Source organism: Hydrogenophaga sp. RWCD_12 (assembly GCF_046604225.1).
In the GTDB taxonomy this organism is placed as follows: domain Bacteria; phylum Pseudomonadota; class Gammaproteobacteria; order Burkholderiales; family Burkholderiaceae_C; genus Hydrogenophaga.
In genome coordinates this window covers 804,677-827,578 of the sequence record NZ_JBKIXC010000001.1, presented here as the reverse complement: position 1 = coordinate 827,578, position 22,902 = coordinate 804,677, and the positions used below count along the sequence as shown (strand labels likewise).

22 protein-coding genes are annotated in these 22,902 nt (G+C 67.6%); 7 read left to right on the top strand and 15 right to left on the bottom strand.

Annotation, left to right across the window (positions count from 1 at the left end):
• Positions 1 to 94: 94 nt before the first annotated feature.
• The gene (locus ACLIJ1_RS03940; protein WP_411364170.1) at positions 95 to 1,789 is read right to left on the bottom strand and encodes a thiamine pyrophosphate-binding protein; all 1,695 of its coding nucleotides are present in this window, start codon (positions 1,787 to 1,789) and stop codon (positions 95 to 97) included.
• Positions 1,790 to 1,827: 38 nt separating this feature from the next.
• Positions 1,828 to 3,051: an MFS transporter gene (locus tag ACLIJ1_RS03935; protein ID WP_411364169.1), complete on the bottom strand. Its 1,224-nt coding sequence runs from the start codon at positions 3,049 to 3,051 to the stop codon at positions 1,828 to 1,830.
• A gap of 86 nt (positions 3,052 to 3,137) precedes the next feature.
• Between ACLIJ1_RS03935 and ACLIJ1_RS03930 the strand changes: the two genes are divergently transcribed.
• Positions 3,138 to 3,980, top strand: coding sequence for an AraC family transcriptional regulator (locus ACLIJ1_RS03930; protein ID WP_411364168.1), 843 nt, complete (start codon positions 3,138 to 3,140; stop codon positions 3,978 to 3,980).
• Here ACLIJ1_RS03930 and arsC read toward each other — a convergent pair whose 3' ends face one another.
• A complete protein-coding gene (gene arsC, locus ACLIJ1_RS03925) occupies positions 3,981 to 4,343 on the bottom strand; it encodes an arsenate reductase (glutaredoxin) (RefSeq protein ID WP_411364167.1) in 363 nt (120 codons plus the stop codon).
• A 131-nt stretch (positions 4,344 to 4,474) separates the two neighbouring features.
• Here arsC and ACLIJ1_RS03920 point away from each other — a divergent pair, with 131 nt between their 5' ends.
• Positions 4,475 to 4,717 carry a hypothetical protein gene (locus ACLIJ1_RS03920; RefSeq protein ID WP_411364166.1) on the top strand — a complete coding sequence of 81 codons (243 nt, stop codon included), beginning with the start codon at positions 4,475 to 4,477 and terminating at the stop codon, positions 4,715 to 4,717.
• Positions 4,718 to 4,733: 16 nt separating this feature from the next.
• On the opposite strand, the gene ACLIJ1_RS03915 is transcribed toward ACLIJ1_RS03920, so the two are convergent.
• From ACLIJ1_RS03915 to ACLIJ1_RS03900, 4 genes are all read right to left on the bottom strand, one after another.
• Positions 4,734 to 6,152: a coniferyl aldehyde dehydrogenase gene (locus ACLIJ1_RS03915; protein WP_411364165.1), complete on the bottom strand. Its 1,419-nt coding sequence runs from the start codon at positions 6,150 to 6,152 to the stop codon at positions 4,734 to 4,736.
• Positions 6,153 to 6,218: 66 nt separating this feature from the next.
• A complete protein-coding gene (gene clpB, locus ACLIJ1_RS03910) occupies positions 6,219 to 8,828 on the bottom strand; it encodes an ATP-dependent chaperone ClpB (protein WP_411364164.1) in 2,610 nt (869 codons plus the stop codon).
• Between the two features lie 54 nt (positions 8,829 to 8,882).
• Positions 8,883 to 10,256 (bottom strand): sensor histidine kinase, encoded by a 1,374-nt coding sequence (locus ACLIJ1_RS03905; protein ID WP_411364163.1) that lies wholly within the window; start codon positions 10,254 to 10,256, stop codon positions 8,883 to 8,885.
• The gene (locus ACLIJ1_RS03900; protein ID WP_411364162.1) at positions 10,253 to 10,906 is read right to left on the bottom strand and encodes a response regulator; all 654 of its coding nucleotides are present in this window, start codon (positions 10,904 to 10,906) and stop codon (positions 10,253 to 10,255) included. Before ACLIJ1_RS03900 ends, ACLIJ1_RS03905 begins: the two co-directional genes overlap by 4 nt.
• A gap of 108 nt (positions 10,907 to 11,014) precedes the next feature.
• Here ACLIJ1_RS03900 and ACLIJ1_RS03895 point away from each other — a divergent pair, with 108 nt between their 5' ends.
• Genes ACLIJ1_RS03895 through ACLIJ1_RS03885 form a run of 3 tightly spaced genes read left to right on the top strand, consistent with a single transcriptional unit; the run spans position 11,015 to position 14,146 of the window.
• Positions 11,015 to 11,512 carry an outer membrane beta-barrel protein gene (locus tag ACLIJ1_RS03895; RefSeq protein ID WP_411364161.1) on the top strand — a complete coding sequence of 166 codons (498 nt, stop codon included), beginning with the start codon at positions 11,015 to 11,017 and terminating at the stop codon, positions 11,510 to 11,512.
• Positions 11,513 to 11,522: 10 nt separating this feature from the next.
• Positions 11,523 to 13,352 (top strand): serine hydrolase domain-containing protein, encoded by a 1,830-nt coding sequence (locus ACLIJ1_RS03890; RefSeq protein ID WP_411364160.1) that lies wholly within the window; start codon positions 11,523 to 11,525, stop codon positions 13,350 to 13,352.
• Positions 13,353 to 13,357: 5 nt separating this feature from the next.
• On the top strand, positions 13,358 to 14,146 hold the full coding sequence (locus ACLIJ1_RS03885; RefSeq protein ID WP_411364159.1) for an alpha/beta fold hydrolase: 789 nt from the start codon (positions 13,358 to 13,360) through the stop codon (positions 14,144 to 14,146).
• Here the strand turns inward: ACLIJ1_RS03885 and ACLIJ1_RS03880 are convergent.
• The 8 genes from ACLIJ1_RS03880 to ACLIJ1_RS03845 form a co-directional block, all read right to left on the bottom strand.
• Positions 14,134 to 14,877 carry a GNAT family N-acetyltransferase gene (locus ACLIJ1_RS03880; protein WP_411364158.1) on the bottom strand — a complete coding sequence of 248 codons (744 nt, stop codon included), beginning with the start codon at positions 14,875 to 14,877 and terminating at the stop codon, positions 14,134 to 14,136. The two genes, ACLIJ1_RS03885 and ACLIJ1_RS03880, sit on opposite strands and share 13 nt — an antisense overlap.
• 20 nt (positions 14,878 to 14,897) lie before the next feature.
• Positions 14,898 to 15,383 carry a molybdopterin synthase catalytic subunit MoaE gene (moaE, locus tag ACLIJ1_RS03875; protein ID WP_411364157.1) on the bottom strand — a complete coding sequence of 162 codons (486 nt, stop codon included), beginning with the start codon at positions 15,381 to 15,383 and terminating at the stop codon, positions 14,898 to 14,900.
• Between the two features lie 2 nt (positions 15,384 to 15,385).
• Positions 15,386 to 15,637 (bottom strand): molybdopterin converting factor subunit 1, encoded by a 252-nt coding sequence (gene moaD / locus ACLIJ1_RS03870; protein WP_411364156.1) that lies wholly within the window; start codon positions 15,635 to 15,637, stop codon positions 15,386 to 15,388.
• Positions 15,634 to 16,923, bottom strand: coding sequence for a gephyrin-like molybdotransferase Glp (glp, locus tag ACLIJ1_RS03865; protein WP_411364155.1), 1,290 nt, complete (start codon positions 16,921 to 16,923; stop codon positions 15,634 to 15,636). Before glp ends, moaD begins: the two co-directional genes overlap by 4 nt.
• A 27-nt stretch (positions 16,924 to 16,950) precedes the next feature.
• Positions 16,951 to 17,484 carry a molybdopterin-guanine dinucleotide biosynthesis protein B gene (gene mobB, locus ACLIJ1_RS03860; protein WP_411364154.1) on the bottom strand — a complete coding sequence of 178 codons (534 nt, stop codon included), beginning with the start codon at positions 17,482 to 17,484 and terminating at the stop codon, positions 16,951 to 16,953.
• A gap of 19 nt (positions 17,485 to 17,503) precedes the next feature.
• Positions 17,504 to 18,934: a threonine synthase gene (gene thrC / locus ACLIJ1_RS03855; protein WP_411364153.1), complete on the bottom strand. Its 1,431-nt coding sequence runs from the start codon at positions 18,932 to 18,934 to the stop codon at positions 17,504 to 17,506.
• Between the two features lies 1 nt (position 18,935).
• Positions 18,936 to 20,258 (bottom strand): homoserine dehydrogenase, encoded by a 1,323-nt coding sequence (locus ACLIJ1_RS03850; RefSeq protein WP_411364152.1) that lies wholly within the window; start codon positions 20,256 to 20,258, stop codon positions 18,936 to 18,938.
• A gap of 105 nt (positions 20,259 to 20,363) precedes the next feature.
• Entirely contained in the window at positions 20,364 to 21,590 is a 1,227-nt protein-coding gene (locus ACLIJ1_RS03845; RefSeq protein ID WP_411364151.1) for a pyridoxal phosphate-dependent aminotransferase, read from the bottom strand.
• A gap of 144 nt (positions 21,591 to 21,734) precedes the next feature.
• Here ACLIJ1_RS03845 and ACLIJ1_RS03840 point away from each other — a divergent pair, with 144 nt between their 5' ends.
• Together ACLIJ1_RS03840 and ACLIJ1_RS03835 are read left to right on the top strand one after the other, a co-directional pair.
• Positions 21,735 to 22,115, top strand: a complete 381-nt coding sequence (locus ACLIJ1_RS03840; protein WP_411364150.1) for an Mth938-like domain-containing protein — start codon at positions 21,735 to 21,737, stop codon at positions 22,113 to 22,115.
• A 186-nt stretch (positions 22,116 to 22,301) separates the two neighbouring features.
• The gene (locus ACLIJ1_RS03835) at positions 22,302 to 22,778 is read left to right on the top strand and encodes a peroxiredoxin (protein ID WP_411364149.1); all 477 of its coding nucleotides are present in this window, start codon (positions 22,302 to 22,304) and stop codon (positions 22,776 to 22,778) included.
• Positions 22,779 to 22,902 lie beyond the last annotated feature (124 nt).

Here is a 22,902-nt window from a genome sequence, read left to right as displayed (position 1 = left end):
AAAACCGGAGCCCTTTCTGGCCCGTGTGCCATTGCCCGCCAGCCTGTGCGGTATTCACAAGTTCAGTTGTACAAACACAACACAAAGAAGGGCATCAACGGGATTTGTTCCGGATCGCCGACAGCGTTCCGCGGGTCGTCAGGACCTCGGCATCGAGCATCACCTCGATCAGCGAGCCACCCTGCGCCGCCAGCGCGCGCTGCAGCGCCGGCTCGAATTCGGCGGTGTGCGTCACGCGCTCCGCCGCGTAGCCATAGGCCTTGGCCAGTGCACAGAAATCGGGGTTCACCAGATCGGAGCCGCTGACCCTCGCCGGGTACTCGCGCTCCTGGTGCATCCGGATCGTGCCGTAGGTGCCGTTGTTGAGCAGCACGATCACCGTCTTGGCGCCGTGCTGCACCGCGGTCGCCAGTTCCTGCCCGTTCATCAGGAAGTCTCCGTCGCCAGCGATGGTGAACACGGTGCGACCGGTCAGGATGGCGGCACCGATGCCGGCCGGCACGCCATAGCCCATGGCGCCATTGGTCGGACCCAGCTGCGTCTTCAGCCCCTTGACCAAGCCGTGATAGCGGTAGAAGCGGTGCAGCCAGCTGGCGAAATTGCCTGCGCCATTGGTCAGCACGGCATCGGCCGGCAGCAGCTTCTGCACCGTGTGGATCAGCGCCGGCATGTCGACGGGGCCCGGCAGTGTGATGCCGCCGTTGCCAACGTCGATATTGGCCAGGTACTCGGCGTGGCAAGCCTGCGTCCACTGCCCCCAGGCGATGCCCGGCGGTGCGCTGAGCACCTCGAGGCTGCGTGCGGCCGCGTTCATGGTCGACTGGATCGCCAGCGCTGGCTGGTAGACCCGGCCCAGCTCTTCTGCGCTGGCGTGGATGTGCACCAGCTTCTGTTTCGGCAGTGGCGCCTCGATCAGGGTGTAGCCGCCGGTGGTGGCCTCGCCCAGACGTGGCCCGATCGCCAGGATCAGGTCGCTCTCCTGGATACGCCGCGCCAGCGCGGGGCTGATGCCCAGACCCACATCGCCGGCGTACTGCGGATGGTGGTTGTCGAAGCAATCCTGGAAGCGGAAGGCGTTGGCGACGGGCAACTGCCAGTTCTCCGCAAAGCGCTGCAGCGCCGCTGCCGACTGCGGCGTCCAGCCACCGCCGCCGGCGATCACCAGTGGCCGTTCGCTGGCCAGCAGCAGGCTGCGCAGATCGCGCAGTGCGCCCGGGTCGGCCCAGGCCTGCACCGGCTCCACGCGCGGCAACGGCGCCGCATCAACCGTCTGCGTCAGCATGTCTTCCGGCAGCACCAGCACCACCGGGCCGGGCCGTCCGTTCATCGCGGTCGCGAAGGCGCGCGCCACGTACTCGGGAATGCGCTTCGCGTCGTCGATGCGCTCCACGCGCTTGGCCATGCCCTTGGTGCTCGGACCGAAGAAGACGTTGTAGTCGACCTCCTGGAAGGCCTCCCGGTCGCGCGCTTCGCTGGCCACGTCGCCGACGAACAGCACCATCGGCGTCGAGTCCTGGAACGCGGTGTGCAGACCGATGGACGCATTCGTCGCGCCCGGTCCGCGGGTCACGAAACAGACGCCAGGCCGCCCGGTCAGTTTGCCCTGCGCCTCGGCCATGAAGGCCGCCCCGCCTTCCTGGCGGTTGATCACGAAGCGGATGCGGTCCGCGCGGTCGTGGAAGCCGTCGAGCACGGCGAGATAACTTTCGCCCGGTACCCCGAAGGCATGGGTCACGCCCTGGGCGATCAGGCAATCAACGAGAAGGTGTCCGGCAATCTGTGTGGTCATGCCCGACATTGTCGTTCGCTGCGAACGGACTCACGGTCTCAACGCGCCACAGTGCGCCGGCCCACGCCGATGGCCGCATAGACCGACAGCAGCAGCACCAGCGCCGCGCCGCCCAGCGTGACCGCATACCAGCCCCGGTCCATGAAGGCGCCAAAGACCATGGGCGAAACCGCGAAGCCGACGTCCAGGCCCGAATACACGGTGCCATAGACGCGCCCGGTCGCGCCCTTGGGCGTGGCCTTCTTGATCATCATGTCGCGGCTCGGGCCGCCGATGCCGACGGCAAAACCGGTCGCGGCGAGCACGACCATGGTGCCGGTCCCGCCGAGCCAGCCGGTGGCGCACAGGGCGAGCAGGGCCGCCCCCGCCGTCATGGCCATCGCCACCACGCGGTCGCTGTGTTTCGAGGTCGCCGCCACGAAGCCGCCGACGAACATGCCCAACGCGCCGCACAGCATGTAGGCGCTCACGGTCAGAGTCGCCGCCTCGACGCCCACGCCGTATAGCTGCTTGAGGATGGACGGCGCGAAGCTCTGCACCACCGCCAGGGTCATGGTCGAAAGGAAAAAGAAGGCAAAACACCACCAGACCACCGGCAGCTTCATGAAGGCCAGGTCCGAGCCCTTGGGCGCATCGGCATGGCGCACATACACCTCGGTGCGCAGTTTCTCGCGTTGCCAGAACAGCAGGGCCAGCACCGCGATGTAGAGCAGCGCGGCGCAACGGTAGGCGGTGCGCCAGTCGGCCAGCGCCGTGATGCCGACCAGGAAAGCCGGCGCCAGCGCCCAGCCCAGATTGCCGGTCAGGCCGTGCGCGCTGAAGGCGTAACCGAGGCGTGGCGCCGAGACGCGCTGGTTCAGGATGGTGAAGTCGGCCGGGTGAAACGGCGCGTTGCCCAGACCGGCCAGCACCGCGACCAGCACCAAGCCGGAGTAGCCAGTCGCGATCGATCCCGCCAGAGAGGCCAGCAGGAAGCAGCTGATGGCAGCAAACAGCACCGGCCGCGCACCGATGCGGTCGACCACAAAGCCGGCCATCGCCTGGCCGGAGCCCGAGATGATGAAGAAGATGCTCATCAGCAGGCCGACGTCGGAATAGCTCAGCCCGAAGTCGCGCATGAAGATCGGGAACAGCGGCGCCAGCAGCAGGTGCGAGAAGTGCGAGGTGCCGTGCGCCAGGCCGACCAGTCCGATGACGGCGGCGTCCTGCTTGAGGGGAACGGGGTTGGCCGGCGGCGCGGCGTCCAGGGTAGCGGTGTTCATCCGGCGCATGGTACGGCGCACGCGCGCGACCGTTCTGCGATAAAAAGACAACTCTTGTCGAATTCCCGCCAAACCAACCTGCCCCGATGAACACCCGCCGCCCACGCCGCGCCGTCCCTGTCGGCGACACCGACCCGTACCGGCCGACACCGCAGCGGCCGGTGCGCTGCCGTGCACGCTCGATGGGCCACGACACCCAGTTCGAGCCGCACCACCACCCCTGGGGCCAGGTGGCGTACTGCGCCAGCGGCCTGCTGCAGGTCACGGTCGCCGCCCACGCGCCGGAAGCGGCGCCTGCCATGGAGACGACGACCATCGTGCCGCCCTCGCGCGCCGTCTGGATTCCGCCGGGCGCCCGCCACGCGGTCAGCATGCTCGAGGCCTCGCAGCTGTACACGCTGTACATCGACCCCTCGGTCGTGGCGCCCGACTGGCAACGCTCGCGGGTGCTGGTGGTGTCGCCGCTGCTGCGCGAACTGGTGCTGGGCATGGAGCTGCCGCAACACGTGGGCGACGAAGAACGCCAGCGCTCGATCTCGACACTGGTGCTGGCCGAGATGGCCCACGCGCCGACGCAACCGCTCGGTGTGCCGATGCCCGATCCGCAGCGCGGCGACCGGCGGCTGCGCGCGCTGTGCGAGGCGGTGATGAACGCACCGGCGCAACATGCAACGCTGGCCGAATGGGCCGCACAAAGCGGCGCCAGCGAGCGCACGCTGGCGCGGCTGTTCCGGGACGAACTGGGCACCGGTTTCCAGCGCTGGCGCCAGCAGGTGGTGCTGGCCCACGCCCTGCCCATGCTGGCGCGCGGTGCGCCGGTGAGCCAGGTGGCGGCCGCCAGCGGCTACGCCAGCGACAGCGCCTTCAGCGCGATGTTTCGCGCTGCTCTGGGGCAGCCGCCCTCGCGCTTCGGTCCGACAGGGCACTGATCAGAGGACCTCCTGCAGACGCTCCTTGGGCCGGCACAGCACCGTGCCCTTGGGCGCGACGACGATCGGACGCTCGACCAGCACCGGGTGCTGCACCATCAGGTCCAGCCATTCGGCCTCACTGCGGTCCGCCTTGGCCTGCGCCAGTTCGGCGTAGAGGTCGCCCTTGCGGCGCAACACGCCAGTCGCCTGCAGGCCCATGGCCTTGAGCAGCCCGGCGAGCTGCTCCCGCGTGTACGGCTTCTTGAGGTAGTCCACCACCACCGGATCGAACCCGGCCTCGCGGATCGTCGCGAGCACCTGGCGCGAGGTGCTGCAGTTGGGGTTGTGGAAGATGGTGATCGAGTCGCTGCCTGGCTTCATGTCGGTGCTCCGGATGCATCGCGGCCGAGCATAACGCCCGCGGCCGGTGCATCCACGCCTGTCACGACCGTGTCACGGCGGGCCCGTATCTTGCAATGCTTCTCGCAAGAAAGAAGACGCAGGGGCCGACCATGAACCTTCAACACCAGGAACGCATTGCCAAGACGCCCAAGGCCTGGGACGCCCTCGCGCGACCCGACCTCATCGGCCGCCGCGCCCACAGCCTGCTGCTGATGGCCAACGGCCGCCGCAGCGAACGTGAGCTGTCCGCCCTGCTCGGCAGCGACGTGAGCGACCTCACCGAAGGCCTGTTCCAGCAGGGCTACCTGCAACCCGTGCCGCTGATGCTGTACGGGGAAAACGACAACGCCTGAACAGCGGCGAGCGCCGTCAGAGCCAGCGCCGCAGCAGGCCCATCACGCGGTCGAAGGCGGCCCCATACGGCGGATAGAACAGGCTGCCCGCGGCCCAGCGCGACTGCACCAGCACCGGCTTCTGCTGCGTGAAGCGCAGGAAGCCGGTTTCGCCGTGATACGCCCCCCAGCCGCTCTCGCCGACGCCGCCAAACGGCAGGTTTTCGTGGGCGATGTGCATCAGTGTGTCGTTGACCGTCACGCCCCCGCTGACCGTGCCCCGCAGCACCCGGTCACGTGACGCGCCATCACTGCCGAACCAGTACAGCGCCAGCGGCCGCGGCCCGGCGTTGATGGTGGCGATGGCCTCGTCGAGCTTGGTATAGCTCAGCACCGGCAGCACCGGACCGAAGATCTCCTCGCGCATCAGCCGCGTGTCGGCTGCAGGCTGGAACACCAGCACCGGCGTCATCTGGCGCACATGGACCGAACCGCTGCTCGGGGCCACCTCCACCACGCGGGCACCCTTGGCCTGTGCCTCGTCCACCAGCGCCAGCAGCCGGGCATGGTGACGGTCGCTGACGATGCTGGCGTAGTCGGGGTGCGCGGCGCCGGTCGGGAACAGCCTGACCACGGCCGCGGCAAAGGCCCGCTCGAATTCGGCCTCACGACCCTGTGGCAGCAGCAGGTAGTCGGGCGCGATGCAGGTCTGGCCGGCGTTGAGCAGCTTGCCGTGTGCGATCTTGATCGCCACCGCATCGAGGTCGGCCGAGGCGTCGACGATGCACGGCGACTTGCCGCCCAGTTCCAGCGTGGTCGGCGTGAGATTGGCGGCAGCGGCAGCGGCGACCTTGCGCCCCACCAGGGTGGAACCGGTGAAGAACAGGTGATCGAACGGCAGGCTGGCGAATTCGTGCGCCACGTCCGCCCCGCCCTGCACCACGCAGACTTCGTCGGCCGAGAACGCCTGGTGCAGCAGTGTGGCCAGCAGGCCCGAACTGTGGGGCGTGAGTTCGCTGGGTTTGATCATCACGCGGTTGCCCGCGGCCAGCGCGGTCGCGGCCGGGCCGATGGTCAGCTGCAGCGGGTAGTTCCAGGGGCCGATCACGCCCACCACACCCAGCGGCTGTCGCTGGATGTGGGCGCTGGCCGGCTGTAGGTACAGGGGTGTGCGCACGCGGCGGGTCTTCATCCAGGCGCCGGTGTGGCGCTCCAGATCGCCGATCAGGGCGCGCAGCACAAAGAAGTCGGCGACCTCGGTCAGCTTGGGCGAGCGCACGCCGAAATCGGCCTGCACCGCGTCGGCCAGGGCCGCGCCGTGGCTGTCGATCAGTGCGCGGATACGGCACAGCCTGTCCAGCCGCAGAGACAGCGGCACATCGATCTGCGCACGGCTGGCCTGGAACTGCGCGTCGAACAGCGCGCGCAAGGGAAGATCGGGGGGCGTCTGGGTCATCGGACCATCATAGGAGCGTGCCCCTCGCCGCGGTAGAGGGGGCGCCCCAGCGGGGCACCCCGTCCATCAATCGAACGCGATGGCGTCCGCGAACTCGAACACCCCCGGGTTGTGCACCGGGTCCACGCCCACCGGGATCACCGACTTGGGCGGGTACTTGCCTTCCAGCAGCAGCTTCGAGAGCGGGTTCTCGATGCGCTGCTGGATCGCGCGCTTGAGCGGGCGGGCGCCGAACACCGGGTCGAAGCCGACCTTGGCCAGCTCTTCCAGGGCCGCCGGCGCCACGTCCAGCCGCAGGTCCATCTTCTGCAGGCGGGCCTGCAGTGCCTTGAGCTGGATGCCGGCAATCGACGCGATGTGCTGTGCGTCCAGCGCGTGAAACACCACGGTCTCGTCGATCCGGTTGAGGAATTCGGGCCGGAAGTGGTCCTTGAGCTCGCCCCACACAGCTTCCTTGATCTCGTCGTAGGGCTGACCCACCATGGCCTGGATCAGGTGCGAGCCGATGTTGCTCGTCATCACGATCACCGTGTTCTTGAAGTCCACGGTGCGGCCCTGTCCGTCGGTCAGGCGACCGTCGTCCAGCACCTGCAGCAGCACGTTGAACACGTCCGGGTGCGCCTTTTCGACCTCGTCGAGCAGCAGCACGCTGTAGGGCTTGCGGCGCACGGCTTCGGTCAGGTAGCCGCCCTCCTCGTAGCCCACGTAGCCGGGCGGCGCGCCGATCAGGCGGGCCACGGAGTGTTTCTCCATAAACTCGCTCATGTCGATGCGGATCAGGTGGTCTTCGCTGTCGAACAGGAAGCCGGCCAGCGCCTTGCACAGCTCGGTCTTGCCCACGCCGGTCGGGCCGAGGAACAGGAAGGAGCCGGTCGGGCGGTTCGGGTCCGACAGGCCCGAGCGCGAGCGGCGGATGGCGTTGGCCACGGCCGAGATCGCCTCGTCCTGCCCCACCACGCGCTGGTGCAATTTGTCTTCCATCACCAGCAGCTTGTCGCGCTCGCCCTGCATCAGCTTGGCGACCGGAATGCCGGTGGCGCGCGCCACGACCTCGGCGATTTCTTCGGCGCCGACCTGGGTGCGCAGCAGCTGTGGCCCCTGGCCACCCAGCGCCTTGCCGGCCTCCTTGGCCTGCGCTTCCTTCAGCCGCTTGTCCAGCTCCGGCAGCTTGCCGTATTGCAGCTCGGCCACCTTGGCCAGGTCGCCCTTGCGGGTCAGCGTCTCGATCTGCTGGCGCAGCTTGTCGATCTCTTCGCGCACCTGGGCGCTGCCCTGGGCGGTGGCCTTCTCGGCCTTCCAGATCTCGTCAAGGTCGGCGATTTCCTTCTGCAGACGGGTGATCTCTTCTTCGATCAGCGCCAGGCGCTTCTGCGAGGCCTCGTCGGTTTCCTTCTTGACGGCTTCGCGTTCGATCTGCAGCTGGATCAGGCGGCGGTCGAGCTTGTCCATCACCTCGGGCTTGGAGTCGAGTTCGATCTTGATCTTGGCCGCGGCCTCGTCGATCAGGTCGATAGCCTTGTCGGGCAGGAAACGGTCGGTGATGTAGCGGTGGCTCAGCTCGGCCGCAGCCACGATGGCCGGGTCGGTGATGTCCACGCCGTGGTGCACCTGGTAGCGTTCCTTGAGGCCACGCAGGATGGCGATGGTCGCTTCCACCGTCGGCTCGCCCACGAGAATCTTCTGGAAGCGGCGTTCCAGCGCGGCGTCCTTCTCGATGTACTTGCGGTATTCGTCCAGCGTGGTCGCGCCCACGCAATGCAGCTCGCCGCGTGCCAGCGCCGGCTTGAGCATGTTGCCCGCGTCCATCGCACCCTCGGCCTTGCCTGCGCCGACCATGGTGTGGATTTCGTCGATGAAGACGATGGTCTGACCTTCGTCCTTGGCCAGCTCGTTGAGCACGGCCTTCAGGCGTTCCTCGAACTCACCACGGAACTTGGCGCCGGCCAGCAGTGCGGCCATGTCCAGGCTCAGGACCCGCTTGCCCTTAAGTGAGTCTGGCACTTCGCCAGCCACGATGCGCTGCGCCAGGCCTTCGACAATCGCCGTCTTGCCCACGCCAGGTTCGCCAATCAGCACCGGGTTGTTCTTGGTGCGGCGCTGCAGCACCTGGATGGCGCGCCGGATCTCGTCGTCGCGGCCGATCACCGGGTCGAGCTTGCCCATGCGGGCGCGCTCGGTCAGGTCCAGCGTGTATTTCTTGAGCGCCTCGCGCTGGCCTTCGGCCTCGGGGTTGTCCATCTTCTGGCCGCCGCGCACGGCGTCGATGGCCGACTCCAGGCTCTTGCGTGTCAGGCCGTTTTCATTGGCGATGCGGCCGACCTCACCCTTGTGGTCGGTCACCGCCAGCAGGAACAGCTCGCTGGCGATGAACTCGTCGCCGCGCTTGATGGCTTCCTTTTCGGTCGCCTGCAGCAGCTTGGAAAGGTCGGGTCCGACCTGCACCTGTTCCTGCCCCTGCACTTCGGGCAGGCGCTTGACCGCCGCCTCGGCCGCCTTGGTCAGGCCGGCCACGTTGACGCCGGCGCGCTGCAGCAGCGACTTCGGACCGTCGGCCTGGCGCAGCATGGCCAGCAGCACGTGGGCCGGGTCGATGTAGGCATGGTCGGCGCCCAGTGCCAGTGTCTGGGCCTCTCCCAAGGATTCCTGAAACTTCGTCGTGAGTTTGTCGAGTCGCATCGTGACCCTCCGGAATATTGAATTCCCTTGAATGTGGAGCCGGATCCCCGGGTTTCAAGCAGGTCCGCAGATTTCAAACCCGATGCCCCGCCCGTCCAGCCCGTCCACGGTGTGCAGGCTGCCGCCAAGCTGGCGCGCCGCCTGCGCCACGATGGCCAGGCCCAGTCCGGTGCCGGAGGTGCGGGCGTCGCGGCCGCGCTGGAAGCGCTCCATCAGCCGCGGGCGCTCTTCGGGCGCAATGCCCGGTCCGTTGTCGGCCACGCGCAAGCGCCATTGTTCGCCGTCCCGGCCCAGCGTCACCGTGACGCGGGCGCCCTCGTGCACATAGGCCAGCGCGTTGTGGACCAGGTTCTCCAGCGCCGACAGCAGGACCTGCGCGTCGACCTCGGCCACCAGCGCGTCCGGGGCCTCCAGCCCCAGGTCGATGCTCCGCGCCAGTGCCTTTGGCTCGGCCCGCGCCAGGGCGCCCTGCACCAGCTCCACCAGATCGGTGGCCTGCCGGCTGGGAGGCGGGCTGGACTCCAGCCGTGCCAGCGTCAGCAGCTGGTGCACCAGGTGTGAGGCGCGGCCAATGGCGTGTTCCAGCTCGACCCGGACCTGGGCCCGCCGCTGCGGATCGTCTTCCGCCGCCAGCGCGTGGGCCTGCGCCGCCATCACCGCCAGCGGCGTGCGGAGCTCGTGCGCCGCGTCCTGCACAAAGCCGCGTTCGCTCTGGATGCCACTGCGCGCCTGCCGCAGCAGTTCGTTGAAGGCGTGCTCCAGCGGCTGCAGCTCGGCGTAACGCAGATCCAGCGTCAGCGGCGAAAAATCTGCGGGCGGCCGCTCCGCCACGCGCTGGACCAGGGCACGCAGCGGCCGCAGGCCACGACGCACCGCCAGCCACAGCGGCAGCAATACCAGCGGAAACGCAATCAGCATCGACTTGACCAGGTTGCGGGCAATCAGCCAGACCGCCTCGGCATCGGTCAGCGCCGGCTCCAGCATGCGAATGCGCCAGTGCGGGGTGGCGAGCGTGGCCATGCCGTGGCGCTTGCCCTGCACGGTCCACAGGGCCGGTTCGGTCCCCGCCGCCGGCAGGGCCTGTGTTTGCAGTCCCTTCGATGCGTACACCCGCGTGCCGTCCGGACGGGCAAGCTCCATCAATATCGGCCCGAACGGCACCGGCACCGATTCGGCACGCAACAGGTTGTACTGGGTCTCCGTGGCCTGCATCACCTGCGCCGCCCGGGCGGCGTCGTCGAAATCCAGCGACGCCGCCAGCGCACGTACCGCACGTTGCAGCCCTTCCTGGGTGCGGGTGGCGCGCCGGAATTCGGCGAAGTCGACCACCACCAGCGTGACCCACACCAGTGCAAACGCCGCCAGCAGCGCCACCACCACCCGCCGGACCAGCGAGGGCGTGAACAGGGCCGTGCCCAACGCCTTCATGGCACGAGCTGGTAACCGACGCCGCGCACCGTGCGCACGCGGTCCGCGCCGATCTTGCGCCGCAGGTTGGACAGATGCACCTCGATGGTCGCCGCGTCCAGCGGTTCGCCCAGCGGCTCCATGCGACGGCCCAGGTCGCGTTTGGACACGACCAAGGCCGGATCGCGCGCCAGCTCCATCAGCAGCCGGAACTCGCGCAGCGAGAGATCCAGCGGCTCGCCGTTGCGCCAGGCTTGGTGCGCCCGCGGCTCCAGCTTCAGGTCGGCGACCTGCCACACCGGGCTGGCCTGCCGCGCGCTGCGCCGGGTCACCGCGCCGATGCGCGCCATCAGCTCCGACATCGCAAACGGCTTGACGATGAAGTCGTCGGCGCCGCTGTCGAAGCCGCTGAGCCGGTCGTCCAGCGAAGAACGCGCCGTGATCACGATCACCGGCACCTGCAGCCCCGCGCGGCGCCAGTGCTGCAGCAGCTGCAGGCCCAGCCCGTCGGGCAGCGACAGGTCGAGCAGCACGCAGTCCACGCCGTCGGCCTGCGGGTCGGGCGCGTCCGCGAGGCGCCGCACCCAGAGCCCGGTCAGGCCCTCGGCCTTGAGCGCCGCCAGCAAGGCGCGCCCGAGATCGACGTCGTCTTCCACGATCAGGATGTGCATGGTCGAAGTCTATGACCTCGCCACGGGCACGCCACCACCGCGCTTTGGGAAAGCCCAAGGTTGGCGCTCCGACACTGGCGCCCTGTTTCAACCACGAAAGGGCTTCCCATGAAATACCTGACCCCGCTCGCCGCAGCCGCCATGGCCGCCATGACCTTCAACACCGCCCACGCCGGCGGCCTCTACGGAGAGATCGGCTACTCGGACCTCGACCTGAAGGTGGCCGGCAGCCGCACCTCCAGCGAAAGCATGGTGCGCAACGTCGTCGGATACGAGTTGCACCCGCAGCTGTCGGTCGAAGGCATGCTGGGCATGGGCACCGGCGGCGGTGCACCCAAGATCAACCAGATGATGGGCGTCTTCGTCAAACCCAAGATCCTCGGCCTGGGCAATGATTTCGAGATCACAGGCCGCATCGGCTATGCACGCACCAAGGTGACGAAGGCCGATGGCACCACCGACCGCGCCGGCTCCTTCGCCTACGGCATCGGCGCCAGCTACCGCGTCCACCCGAACGTCACGCTCACGCTGGACGAAATGCGCTACCGCAAGAAAGACGGCGTCACCGTCCAGGGCCTGACGGCCGGCGTGGGCATCAGCTTCTGAGGGGGCGGGCATGAACCGCGCACCTGACCGCCACTCTCCGGCGTGGCGAAAAGGCCCGCCAGCGCTGCTGATCGGCGCAGCACTGCTGGCTGGCTGCAGCAGCCCGATGCCGCCCCGGCCGACCTCGGTTGCAATGGGCGACGAGCAGGCTGTCTGGAAGCACCTCGAATCGATGATCGACGCCGGCATGCGCGCCGACAAAGCTACCGGGCTGAGCATCGCCATCGTCGACGACCAGCGGGTGCTGTGGTCCAAGGGCTTTGGCTGGGCCGATGCCGGAAAGAAGCTGCCCGCCACCGACCAGACCGTGTACCGCATGGGGTCGATCTCCAAGCTGTTCACGACGTTGGCCGCGCTGCAGCTGGCGCAGGACGGGCGGCTGTCGCTGGATGCGCCGATCCAGTCCGCCCTGCCCGGCTTTCGCGTGAACCCGCCGCCGGGACAGGCCGCCATCACCCCGCGCACCCTGATGTCCCACCACGCCGGTCTGACGCGCGACGTGGGCCAGGGCATGTGGGGCCGGCAGGTGGGTCCGTTCCGCGACATGGTGATGTCGCTGCAACCCGACGACCAGAGCTATCCGGCCGGACTGCTGTTTTCCTATTCGAACGTGGGCATGACCGTGCTCGGTGCGGCGGTGGAGCAGGTCGCGCAGGAGCCGTTCGACCGCCTTCTGCAGCGTCGGGTGCTGACGCCGCTGGGCATGGGCACCGCCAGCTTCTCGACCGCCCTGCCCGCCACAGCGGCCAGACCCTACAAGAGAGGTCAGCCAGCCGATGAACCGTCGTTGCGCGACATGCCGGCCGGCGGCCTGAACGCCAGCGTGCAGGACATGGGCCGCTTCATGATGATGGTGTTCGCCAACGGCAAGACACGCGACGGCCAGACGCTGCTGACACCGGCTTCGCTGGCCGAGATGCTGCGGGTGCAGAACCCCGGCAACCCGCTGGACATGGACATGCGCACCGGCCTGGGCTGGATGCTCAACTCGATCGGTCCGGACACGCTGCGCAATGCCGGCCTGGTGGCCCACCACGGCGGCGCCACGCCGCACTACAGCAGCCAGATGTATCTGCTGCCGGAGCATCGGCTGGGCGTCATCGTCGCGTCCAACTCGGCGAACACCAGCACACTGGTGGACACCGTGGCCAAGCGCGCCCTCGACATGGTGCTGGAAGCGAAGAAAGGCATCCGCCAGCCGCCGCCGGCGCCCGGCTTCGAACCCCTGCCCACCGGCTGGACCGAGGCGCAGATGCGGACCTGGGAAGGCCACTACACCACCATCGCCGGCCACGCCCGGGTGGAGCGCAGCGGCAACAGCCTGCTCGCCCACACCGGCAGCCAGGTGCTGAGCCTGCTGCCCGGCGCCGACGGCAGTGCGGGCCTGCGGTACAAGCTGCTGGGTCTGCTGCCCTTGTCCATTGGCGCGTTGGAGCAGGTCACCCTGTTTCGGCGGCAGGTGCAGGGGCGCGAGCTGCTGGTGGCCCGGTCGGGTGGACAGGAACTGCTGCTGGGTGAGCGCATCACGCCGCAGGACCAGACCCTGGCCGCGGGCTGGCTCGGCACCTACCGGCCGGCGGCACCGATGCAGGGCGGCACGCCCGTTCCGGTGGAGAGCATCACCCTGTACCTGGACCACCAGGCGCTGATTGCACGGGTGCACATGGCCGAGATCGAAGGCGGGGAGGAAGAATTCCTGCCGGTCAAGATCGTGTCCGATCGCGAGGCCCGGGCGCTGCGCGGCCTCGCCGACCACGGCGACGTGGTGCGTCTGCAGAAGATCGATGGCCAGCCCGGCTTCGAAGCCTCCGGATTGCGGTTCGTGCGCACCCAACCATGACACGCATGAGCAGCCTCGGCGCGGCCTGCGCCGCCATCTTGCTCGCCGGGCTGACCGGTTGTGCGGCTCCGGCCTCCACGCTGGCGGTGGAGCCGGCGCTGACCGCCATTGCCACCGTCAGCGGTCGGGGACGCCCGGTCGTGGTGCTGCAAAGCGGCCTGGGGGATGGTCAGGAGGTGTGGCAAGACCTGTCGGCGCTGATTGAGCCGACGCACAAGGTGTTCCGGTACGACCGGCCGGGACGCGGCCAGCATCCGCTCACGGTTGCACCCCGCGATCCTTGCACCATCGCCGCCGAACAGCGCGCGCTGCTGCAGCGGGCCGGCCTGCCACCGCCATATATCCTGGTGGGCCACTCCCTTGGCGGCCTGTACCAGTTCGCTTACTTGCGCCGGTACCCCGAAGAGGTCGCGGCCGTGGTGCTGATCGACCCCACGCACCCCGACCACTGGCGCAGCCTGCAGCAGGAGCACCCCGATCTCGCGCTGCTCATGAAAGGTGTGCGGACCACGCTGTTCAGCCAGGCGGACCGCGGCGAGTTCGATGCGCAGTCGCTCTGTCTGGACCAGGTCGCACCATCCGGCGGCAGAGTGATCCCGACCACCATCCTCGCCAGCGGGCAGCGCCGCCCGGAAGAACAGGCCATGGTGCCCATGCTCGACCGCCTGCGCCAGGACTGGCTGCGCCTGATCCCGGGCGCACAACTGCAGACCGTCGGCGACGCGGGGCACTATATCCAGCGGGAACGTCCCCTGCGGGTTGTTGAAGCCCTGCGCGCGCTTCAGCGCCAGTAGGCGTACGACCAGGCCGTCGCCATGCCGGCGCGGCGGTACAGCGCCAGCGCCGGTGCATTGCTTCCGTCCACCTGCAGGAAGGCCCGGGCGATGCCGCGGCGCTGCGCTTCCAGCGCCATCGCGCGGATCATCCGGCCGGCCAGACCGCGACCGCGCTGGCTGGCCGCGGTGCGCAGGCCGTGCATGCTCAGCCAGCCCTGCGCGTAACAGGCCGCGCCACAGGCCAGGGTCTGCCCGCCCTCGCGCAGGCTGGCAAACAGTGTGCCGTCGGCGCGCGACAGCGCCTTCGACCGGCTGGCTCCGTCGACCGGGTCCATTCCTTCGCCGAGAAACATCGCCATCCAGTCGGCATCGGGGCGTGCGTCCAGCGAGACGCCCCCGGTTTCGCCGGCAAGCGCCAGCAGGCCGTCGAGTACGCCGGTCTGCGTCAGCGTCGGCTGTTCGCGCCGGAAGCCGCGTGCGGCCAGCGCTGGCCACCAGGCCTCGAAAGCCGGCACGTCCGGCAGGCGGAACACAGGCCGCAGGCCGGCGCCTCGGTAACGCTGCGCGACGGTCTCGATGCGGGATGGATCGTGCACGCCGTGGTGCAACGGCACGGCGCTGTGCGCGCGGCCCACGGTGCCAGTGTCCATCGGCAGCAACCAGCCATCGATGGTTTGCACCTGCTCGGGAGCAACCGCCGTCAGTGTGGCCCGTTCGATGGCTTCAATGTCGGTAGCGCTCAGGTTCATGGACGCGTCAGACAGGTGGGTCAGGCGTTGCTCGCCACGATGCCCCACTTGGCCAGCGCGGCGTCGTCGCTGACCCGTGCGTCCACCCAGCGCGCGCCTTCGGGCGTCTGCTCCTTCTTCCAGAACGGGGCCTGGGTCTTCAGGTAGTCCATCAGGAATTCGCAGGCCTGGAAGCTCTCGCCACGGTGCGCGGAGGTCACGGCCACCAGCACGATCTGGTCCAGTGGCTGCAGCAGACCCACGCGATGAATCACCCGCGCGCCGAAAATGTCGAAGCGCCGGTGCGCCTCGTCGATCATCTGCTCGATGGCCTTTTCGGTCATGCCCGGGTAGTGCTCCAGCTCCATCGTCGACACCGACTGGCCATCGTTGCGATCCCGCACGGTGCCCACGAAGGTACAGACCGCGCCCACACCTTTTTCATCGGCACGCAGGCGGGCGACCTCGGCCGACAGGTCGAAGTCCTCGGACTGGATGCTGACGCGCGGGAAGGTTCCGGAGCCCATCTTCAACCTCCCGTCACCGGCGGGAAAAAGGCGACTTCGGCGCCGTCGGACAGGGCGGCGGACTCGTCGGCCATGGTCTGGTTCAGCGACACGCGCACCGCACGGCCGCGCGCCAGCGCCTCGGCGTGCGCTCCGCCACGGGCAACCAGTTCGTCGCGCAGCGCGGCCAGGGTCGCCGCCGCAGTTTCGAGGGTTTCACTGCCGCTGCCGATGGCTTCGCGGATGGAGGCGAAATAACGCAGCTGGATCTTCATGCGAGCAGGTCCGAAAGAGCGATGTAGTTCACGAGGTCACCCCGGGCGATGGTGCTGCCGGCCGGGTTGTCCACCAGGCCGTCGGCCCAGACGGTCGAGGTCAACACGCCCGAACTCTGGTTGGGAAACAGGTCCAGGCCACCGGCTTCGTTGCGGCGCACCCGCAGGAATTCGCGGCGCTTGTCGGCGCGCGGCAGGTCGAAGTCGGCGCGCAGCTTCATGGCGCGGAATGGCGGCTGGTACACGGATTCGGCAGCGCCCTGCAGCTTGAGCAGGAACGGCCGCACCAGCAGCAGGAAGGTGATATAGCTGGACACCGGGTTGCCCGGCAGGCCGATGAAATGGCAATGGCCAATCGCATCGGCGCCCGCCCCCGCGTCGCGCCGCACCGTGCCGTAGGCAAAGGGTTTGCCCGGCTTCATGGCGATCTGCCACAGGTCCAGGCTGCCCAGTTGCTGCACCGCAGGCTTGATGTGGTCTTCTTCACCGACCGACACGCCACCGCTGGTGAGGATCAGGTCGTGGTGGTCGGCCGCGGTCTTGAGCGCGGCCAGGGTCGCTTCACGCTGGTCGGGAACGATGCCCAGGTCGCTGACCTCACAGCCCAGGCGCTCCAGCAGCACGCGCAGGAAAAAGCGGTTGCTGTTGTAGATCGCGCCGGGCTTCATCTGCTCCGGCGGGACTTCACCGGGCATGACCAGTTCGTCGCCGGTGGAGAACAGCGCCACGCGCGGCTTGACCGTCACACGCAGTTGCGCAGAACCGATACCCGCGGCCAGCCCCAGGCTGGCGGCCGAGAGTCGTGTGCCGCGCGGCAGCACCACGGCGCCACGGGTCACGTCTTCGCCCGCGCGGCGGATCCACTGGCCTGTCGCGGGCACTGCGTCAATGTGCACCGCGTGAAAGTCGCCGCCGACCTCGCGCGTATCCTCCTGCATCACGATTGCATCGGCTCCGGGCGGAACGGTCGCGCCGGTGAAGATGCGGGCGCAGGTGCCGGGTTCGAGCGGCTGCGCGGGATGGCCGGCCGGAATGCGCTGGCTCACCGGCAGCACCACGCCTTTCTCAATGACGTCGGCCACACGCACGGCGTAGCCGTCCATCGAGGAGTTGTCCTGCGGCGGCACGTGCAGCGCCGAGACCAGCTCGGCGGCCAGCACGCGGCCATCGGCTTGCAGCGTGGCCACGGTGTCGGTGACGGCGAGTGGAGCCACACGGCCCAGCAGGTCAGCCAGCGCGGCGTCCAGCGCCATCAGGGGTTTGCGGGCGGGTTGCGGAGCATTCATGTTCGGGGTCCGGCCGCACAGAGCGGCTCAGCGGTAGGCTTCTGGAACGTAGTCGAATCGGCCGCCATTGTCGACCAGCCAGGCTGCCACCATGTCGGCATTGTTCAGTTCCAGCACCGGGCGCAGGGTGGGCTCGGGCAACTGAAGCGGTGTGTCGGTCGCTATGGCCACGATGAAGGGGTCGTCGGGATAGCGGGCGGGCCGGTCGATCCCCGGTCGCCAGACCTCGATCTTGAGCAGGTCGCTGTCCCGGTAGCCTTCCACCAGCACCCAGTCGACACCCGGGTGCAGCGCCGGCAGCACCTCGTGGACAGTGCGCTCACCGGCCTGCTCGAAGCTGCGCTGCAGCACCAGCCGCTCCGGCGACACCGCCAATACCTCGTAGGCGCCGGCCTCCCGGTGTCGCCAGGTGTCCTTGCCCTGGTGGTCGACGTCCAAACCCTTGTGGGCATGTTTGATCACCGACACCCGCAGCCCACGCCGCCGGAGCGCAGGGATCAGTTGCTCGACCAGGGTGGTCTTGCCTGCCCCGGAGAAACCTGCAAAACCGACGACTTTCATGGACAAACGCCGCGCGGCTTCAGACCGGGCAATGGTCTGTGACGTAACGCTTGACTGCGACCACGTCCGCCCCCATCACCTGCACCCGCTTGGGCAAGGCTTCGATGCCGTCGAACTTGGCCGGGCGCGCGGGGTCGCGGCCCAGCGCTTCACGGATGGTCTCGGCGAACTTGATTGGCAGCGCGGTTTCCAGCACCACCACGTTTTCGCCGTTCGTGCGCAACTCGCGCGCCACCTTCACGCCATCGGCGGTGTGGGTGTCGATCATCACGCCGAAGGCTTCGTGCGTGGCCTTGATGGTCGCAAGCCGGTTGGCGTGCGTGCTCTTGCCGCTGGCGAAGCCGTATTGCGTGGCGGCCTTCGCGAACAGCGGATCGGCGCCAAGGTCGAAGCGGCCATGCAGGCGCAGCTCGTCGTCGAACAGCTTCTTCGTGCGCTCACCGTCGCGGCCCAAGAGGTCGAACACGAAACGCTCGAAGTTGCTCGCCTTGGAAATGTCCATCGAAGGGCTGGACGTCTCGTAGGTGTCGGCGCTGCCGCGCACGCGGTAGGTGCCGGTGCGGAAGAACTCGTCGAGCACGTCGTTCTCGTTGGTCGCCACGATCAGGCGCCCGATCGGCAGGCCCATCTGGCGCGCCACATGACCCGCACACACATTGCCGAAGTTGCCCGAAGGCACGGCGAAACTCACCTTTTCATCGTTGGACTTCGTGGCGTAGAAATAGCCGGCGAAGTAGTAGACGACCTGCGCCAGCAGCCGGGCCCAGTTGATCGAGTTGACCGTGCCGATCTTGTACTTGCGCTTGAAATCCAGGTCGTTGCTCACCGCCTTGACGATGTCCTGGCAGTCGTCGAACACGCCTTCGACGGCGATGTTGTGGATGTTCGCGTCCATCAGGCTGAACATCTGCGCCTGCTGGAACGGGCTCATGCGGCCGTGCGGGCTGAGCATGAACACGCGCACGCCCTGCTTGCCGCGCATCGCGTATTCGGCCGCGCTGCCGGTGTCCCCGCTGGTCGCCCCCAGGATATTGAGCTGTTCGCCGCGGCGCGCCAGTTCGTACTCGAACAGGTTGCCCAGCAGCTGCATCGCCATGTCCTTGAAGGCCAGGGTCGGGCCGTTGGACAGTGCTTCGAGCTGCAGGCCGTCTTCCAGTTTCGTCAGCGGCACGATCTCTTTCGTGCCGAAAACGTCCGCCGTGTAGGTCTCGGCGCACAGCGCCTTCAAGTCGGCGGCCGGGATGTCGTCGATGTAGAGCGACAGCACCTCGAAGGCCAGCGCCGCGTAGCCCTGCTCGGCCAGCACCGCGCGCCAGCGCGTCAGGGTGGCGGCGTCGACCTGGGGATAGGCCTCGGGAAGGTACAGACCGCCGTCGGGCGCCAGGCCTTCAAGCAGGATTTCGCAGAAGCGCTTGCGGTCCGGGTGGCCGCGGGTCGACAGGTACAGCATCTCAGTTCAGTTCTTCTTTGCGGATGCGGGTGATGGGCGCCAGGACCGAAGGCAGCCCCTGCATCTGTGCGATCACTTCGTTCATCGTGCCTTCGCGCGTGTCGTGCGTGAGGATGATCAGGTCGGTCGAGGTCGAACCCTCGCCACCCACCTCGTCGGCTTCGCGCTGCAGCACGGCATCGATGCTCACGCCGGCGCTGGCCAGCAGGCCCGTCACCTGAGCCAGCACGCCGGCCTGGTCGGCCACGCGCAGGCGCAGGTAGTAACTGGTCACCACCTCGCTCATCGGCAGCACGGCCACGTCGCTCATCGCGTCGGGCTGGAAGGCCAGGTGCGGCACGCGGTGCAGCGGGTCGGCGGTGTGCAGGCGGGTGATGTCCACCAGATCGGCAATCACGGCCGAAGCGGTGGGTTCGCTGCCGGCGCCCTTGCCGTAGTAGAGCGTGGTGCCCACGGCGTCGCCGTGCACCACCACGGCGTTCATCGCGCCTTCCACGTTGGCGATCAGGCGCTTGGCCGGCACCAGGCTGGGGTGCACCCGCAGTTCCACGCCCTTGGCGGTGCGCTTGGTGATGCCCAGCAGCTTGATGCGGTAACCCAGTTGCTCGGCGTAGCGGATGTCCACTGCGCCCAGCTTGGTGATGCCTTCTACATAGGCCTTGTCGAACTGCACCGGGATGCCGAAGGCGATCGCGCTCATCAGCGTCGCCTTGTGCGCCGCGTCCACGCCCTCGATGTCGAAGGTCGGGTCGGCCTCGGCGTAGCCCAGGCGCTGGGCTTCCTTGAGCACCACGTCGAAGTCCAGCCCCTTGTCACGCATCTCGGACAGGATGAAGTTCGTCGTGCCGTTGATGATGCCGGCGATCCACTGGATGCGGTTGGCGGTGAGGCCTTCGCGCAGCGCCTTGATGATGGGGATGCCACCGGCCACGGCGGCTTCGAAGGCGACCATCACGCCCTTGGCCGACGCGGCGGCAAAGATTTCGGTGCCGTGCACGGCCAGCAGCGCCTTGTTGGCGGTGACCACGTGCTTGCCGGCGGCGATCGCTTCGAGCACCAGCGCCTTGGCAATGCCATAGCCACCGATCAGCTCGATCACGATGTCGATCTCGGGGTTGGCGATCACGGCGCTTGCGTCGTTGACCACCTTCACGTCCGGGCCGACGACGGACTGCGCACGCGCCACGTCCAGGTCGGCCACCATGGTGATCTCGATGCCGCGACCGGCACGGCGCTGGATCTCTTCCTGGTTGCGTCGGAGCACGTTGAACGTGCCGCTGCCCACGGTGCCAATGCCCAGCAGGCCTACTTGGATCGGTTTCATGCTTGTGTCACTTCAGAAAAAAACTTGGGTGCGAGGCTCCCCTCACATGGTGCGGGGAATGCGACCTTCGATTGATGAAAGGCCGCCCGCGCATTGATGCTCGCTTCAGGTGCCGTGGCGCTGGCGCCAGCCCTCCAGGAACCGCGCCAGCCGGTTGATCGCCTCGCGCAGGTCGTCTTCGTGCGGCAGGAACACGATGCGGAAATGCTGGTTGTCCGGGTAGTTGAAGCCCGAGCCCTGGACCAGCATCACGCGGGTGGCGCGCAGCACTTCCATGAAGAACTGGCGGTCGTCCGCAATCGGATAGACCTTGGGGTCCAGCCGCGGGAACATGTAGAGCGCCGCCTGCGGCTTGACACAGGTCACGCCCGGAATCGCGGTGATCAGTTCGTAGGCCAGGTCGCGCTGGCGGCGCAGGCGTCCGCCTTCCTTGACCAGGTCGTTGATGCTCTGGTAACCGCCCAGCGCCGTCTGGATCGCCCACTGGCCCGGCACGTTGGAGCCGAGCTTGAGGTTGGCCAGCATGTTCAGGCCTTCGATGAAGTCCTTGGCAATTTCCTTCGGACCCGAGATCACCATCCAGCCGGCGCGGTAGCCACAGGAGCGGTAGGCCTTGGACAGCGAGTTGAACGTCAGGGTCAGCACGTCGGTCGACAGGCTGGCCATGGCCGTGTGCGTCACGCCCTCGTACAGCACCTTGTCGTACACCTCGTCGGCCAGCAGCACCAGACCAAACTCGCGCGCCAGCGCCACGATGCCCTTGAGCAGCTCGTCGCTGTAGAGCACGCCGGTCGGGTTGTTCGGGTTGATGACGACGATGCCCTTGGTGCGCGGCGTGATCCGGGCTCGCATGTCGGCCAGGTCAGGCTGCCAGCCATTGGCTTCGTCGCAGCGATAGTGCACCGGCGTGCCGCCCGAGAGGCTGGTGGCCGCCGTCCACAGCGGGTAGTCGGGCGAGGGCACCAGGAGCTCGTCGCCGTTGTCCAGCAGCGCATTGGCCGCCATCACGATCAGTTCGCTGGCACCATTGCCCAGGTAAATGTCTTCCAGCGTCACGCCAGCCACGCCCTGCTGCTGGGTGTAGTGCATCACCGCCTTGCGGGCCGCAAAGATGCCCTTGCTGTCCGAATAGCCTGCCGAATTGGGCAGGTTGCGGATCATGTCCTGCTGGATTTCTTCAGGAGCGTCGAAGCCGAACGGCGCCAGGTTGCCGATGTTCAGCTTGATGATCTTCTGGCCTTCGTCCTCCATCTGCTTGGCCGCTTCGACGATCGGGCCACGAACGTCGTACAGCACATTGGCCAGCTTGGCGGATTTCTGGATGGTTTTCAAAGTCCCTCCGGACAGGTCAGACAGGCAGGAGACGCGGTTGCGCCAACAACGGGTGCGCTATATTGCGCAGCCCCTCTGGGGAAACCCTCAATTTGACCACAGTTCACCGGGCAGACGCCGCGACCGGACGCCTCCCGACTACCCATGAAGCTGCACGCCGACAAACCCGACCAGCTGTCTGTCACCGCCTACGGAGACGGCTGGATCGCCGTCAACGGAGAACGCCATGCCACCAGCCTCGTGATCGGCTCGGGCGGCACCGTGCGCCGCTGGGACGTCGCGCGGCTGGAAGCGTTGACGGCGGAGCACTTTGCCGGACTGATCGAAGACAGTGCTGCCACTCCGGAACTGGTGATTTTCGGCAGCGGAACGCGCCTGCGCTTCGTGCCCCCTTCCCTGCTTCGGCCGCTGATCGAGCGTCGGATCGGCGTGGAAACCATGGACACCGGCGCCGCCTGCCGGACCTTCAACATCCTGGCCGGTGAGGGCCGCCGGGTCATGGCCGCACTGTTGATCGAGAACTGACACCCCTGCGGACGATCTGATGACGCCTGGCGGACGCTTCTTTCCCCTCGAAGAGCGGGGAAGTGCGGTGTTCAGGGTAAAATAGCCGATTGTTTTCCTCCGGTCACCGCAGAGTGGCCGTTGCCCAGGGAGGGCGACGGGAAGACCAACGCATCACCACCAACCTACGTCAGGGGTCCACGCAGCATGGCAGTCGTTGTCAACAAACCCATTCCCGAATTTGAAGCCATGGCCACCGGTGGCATCAAGGTCAGCAACCAGACGCACGTGGGCCAGACAGTGGTGCTGTACTTCTACCCCAAGGACAATACCCCTGGGTGCACCACCGAAGCGATGCAGTTCCGCGACAAGTACAAAGACTTCGTCAAGGCCGGAGCCCAGGTGTTCGGCGTCTCGCGCGACAACATGAAGTCGCATGACGACTTCAAGGCCAAGCTGGAACTGCCGTTCGAGCTGATCGCCGACACCGAAGAAAAGATGTGTCACATGTTCGGCGTGGTCAAGAACAAGATCATGTACGGCAAGAAGGTCAAGGGCATCGAGCGCAGCACGTTCCTGATCGGTGCCGACGGCCAGCTCAAGCAGGAGTGGCGCGGCCTGAAGGTGCCGGGCCACGTTGAGGAAGTCCTCAAGGCCGTCAAGACCCTGAAGAAGGCCGCCTGAAAACGCCACGGACGCGTCGTTTCAGTCGTGCATAATGGGTTCATGACCCAGGTCAGACCGATTGAACCAACCCTCTGCCGTTTGCCTCGCTTCATGCAAAGCCGCCCGGTTTTCCTGGCGGCTT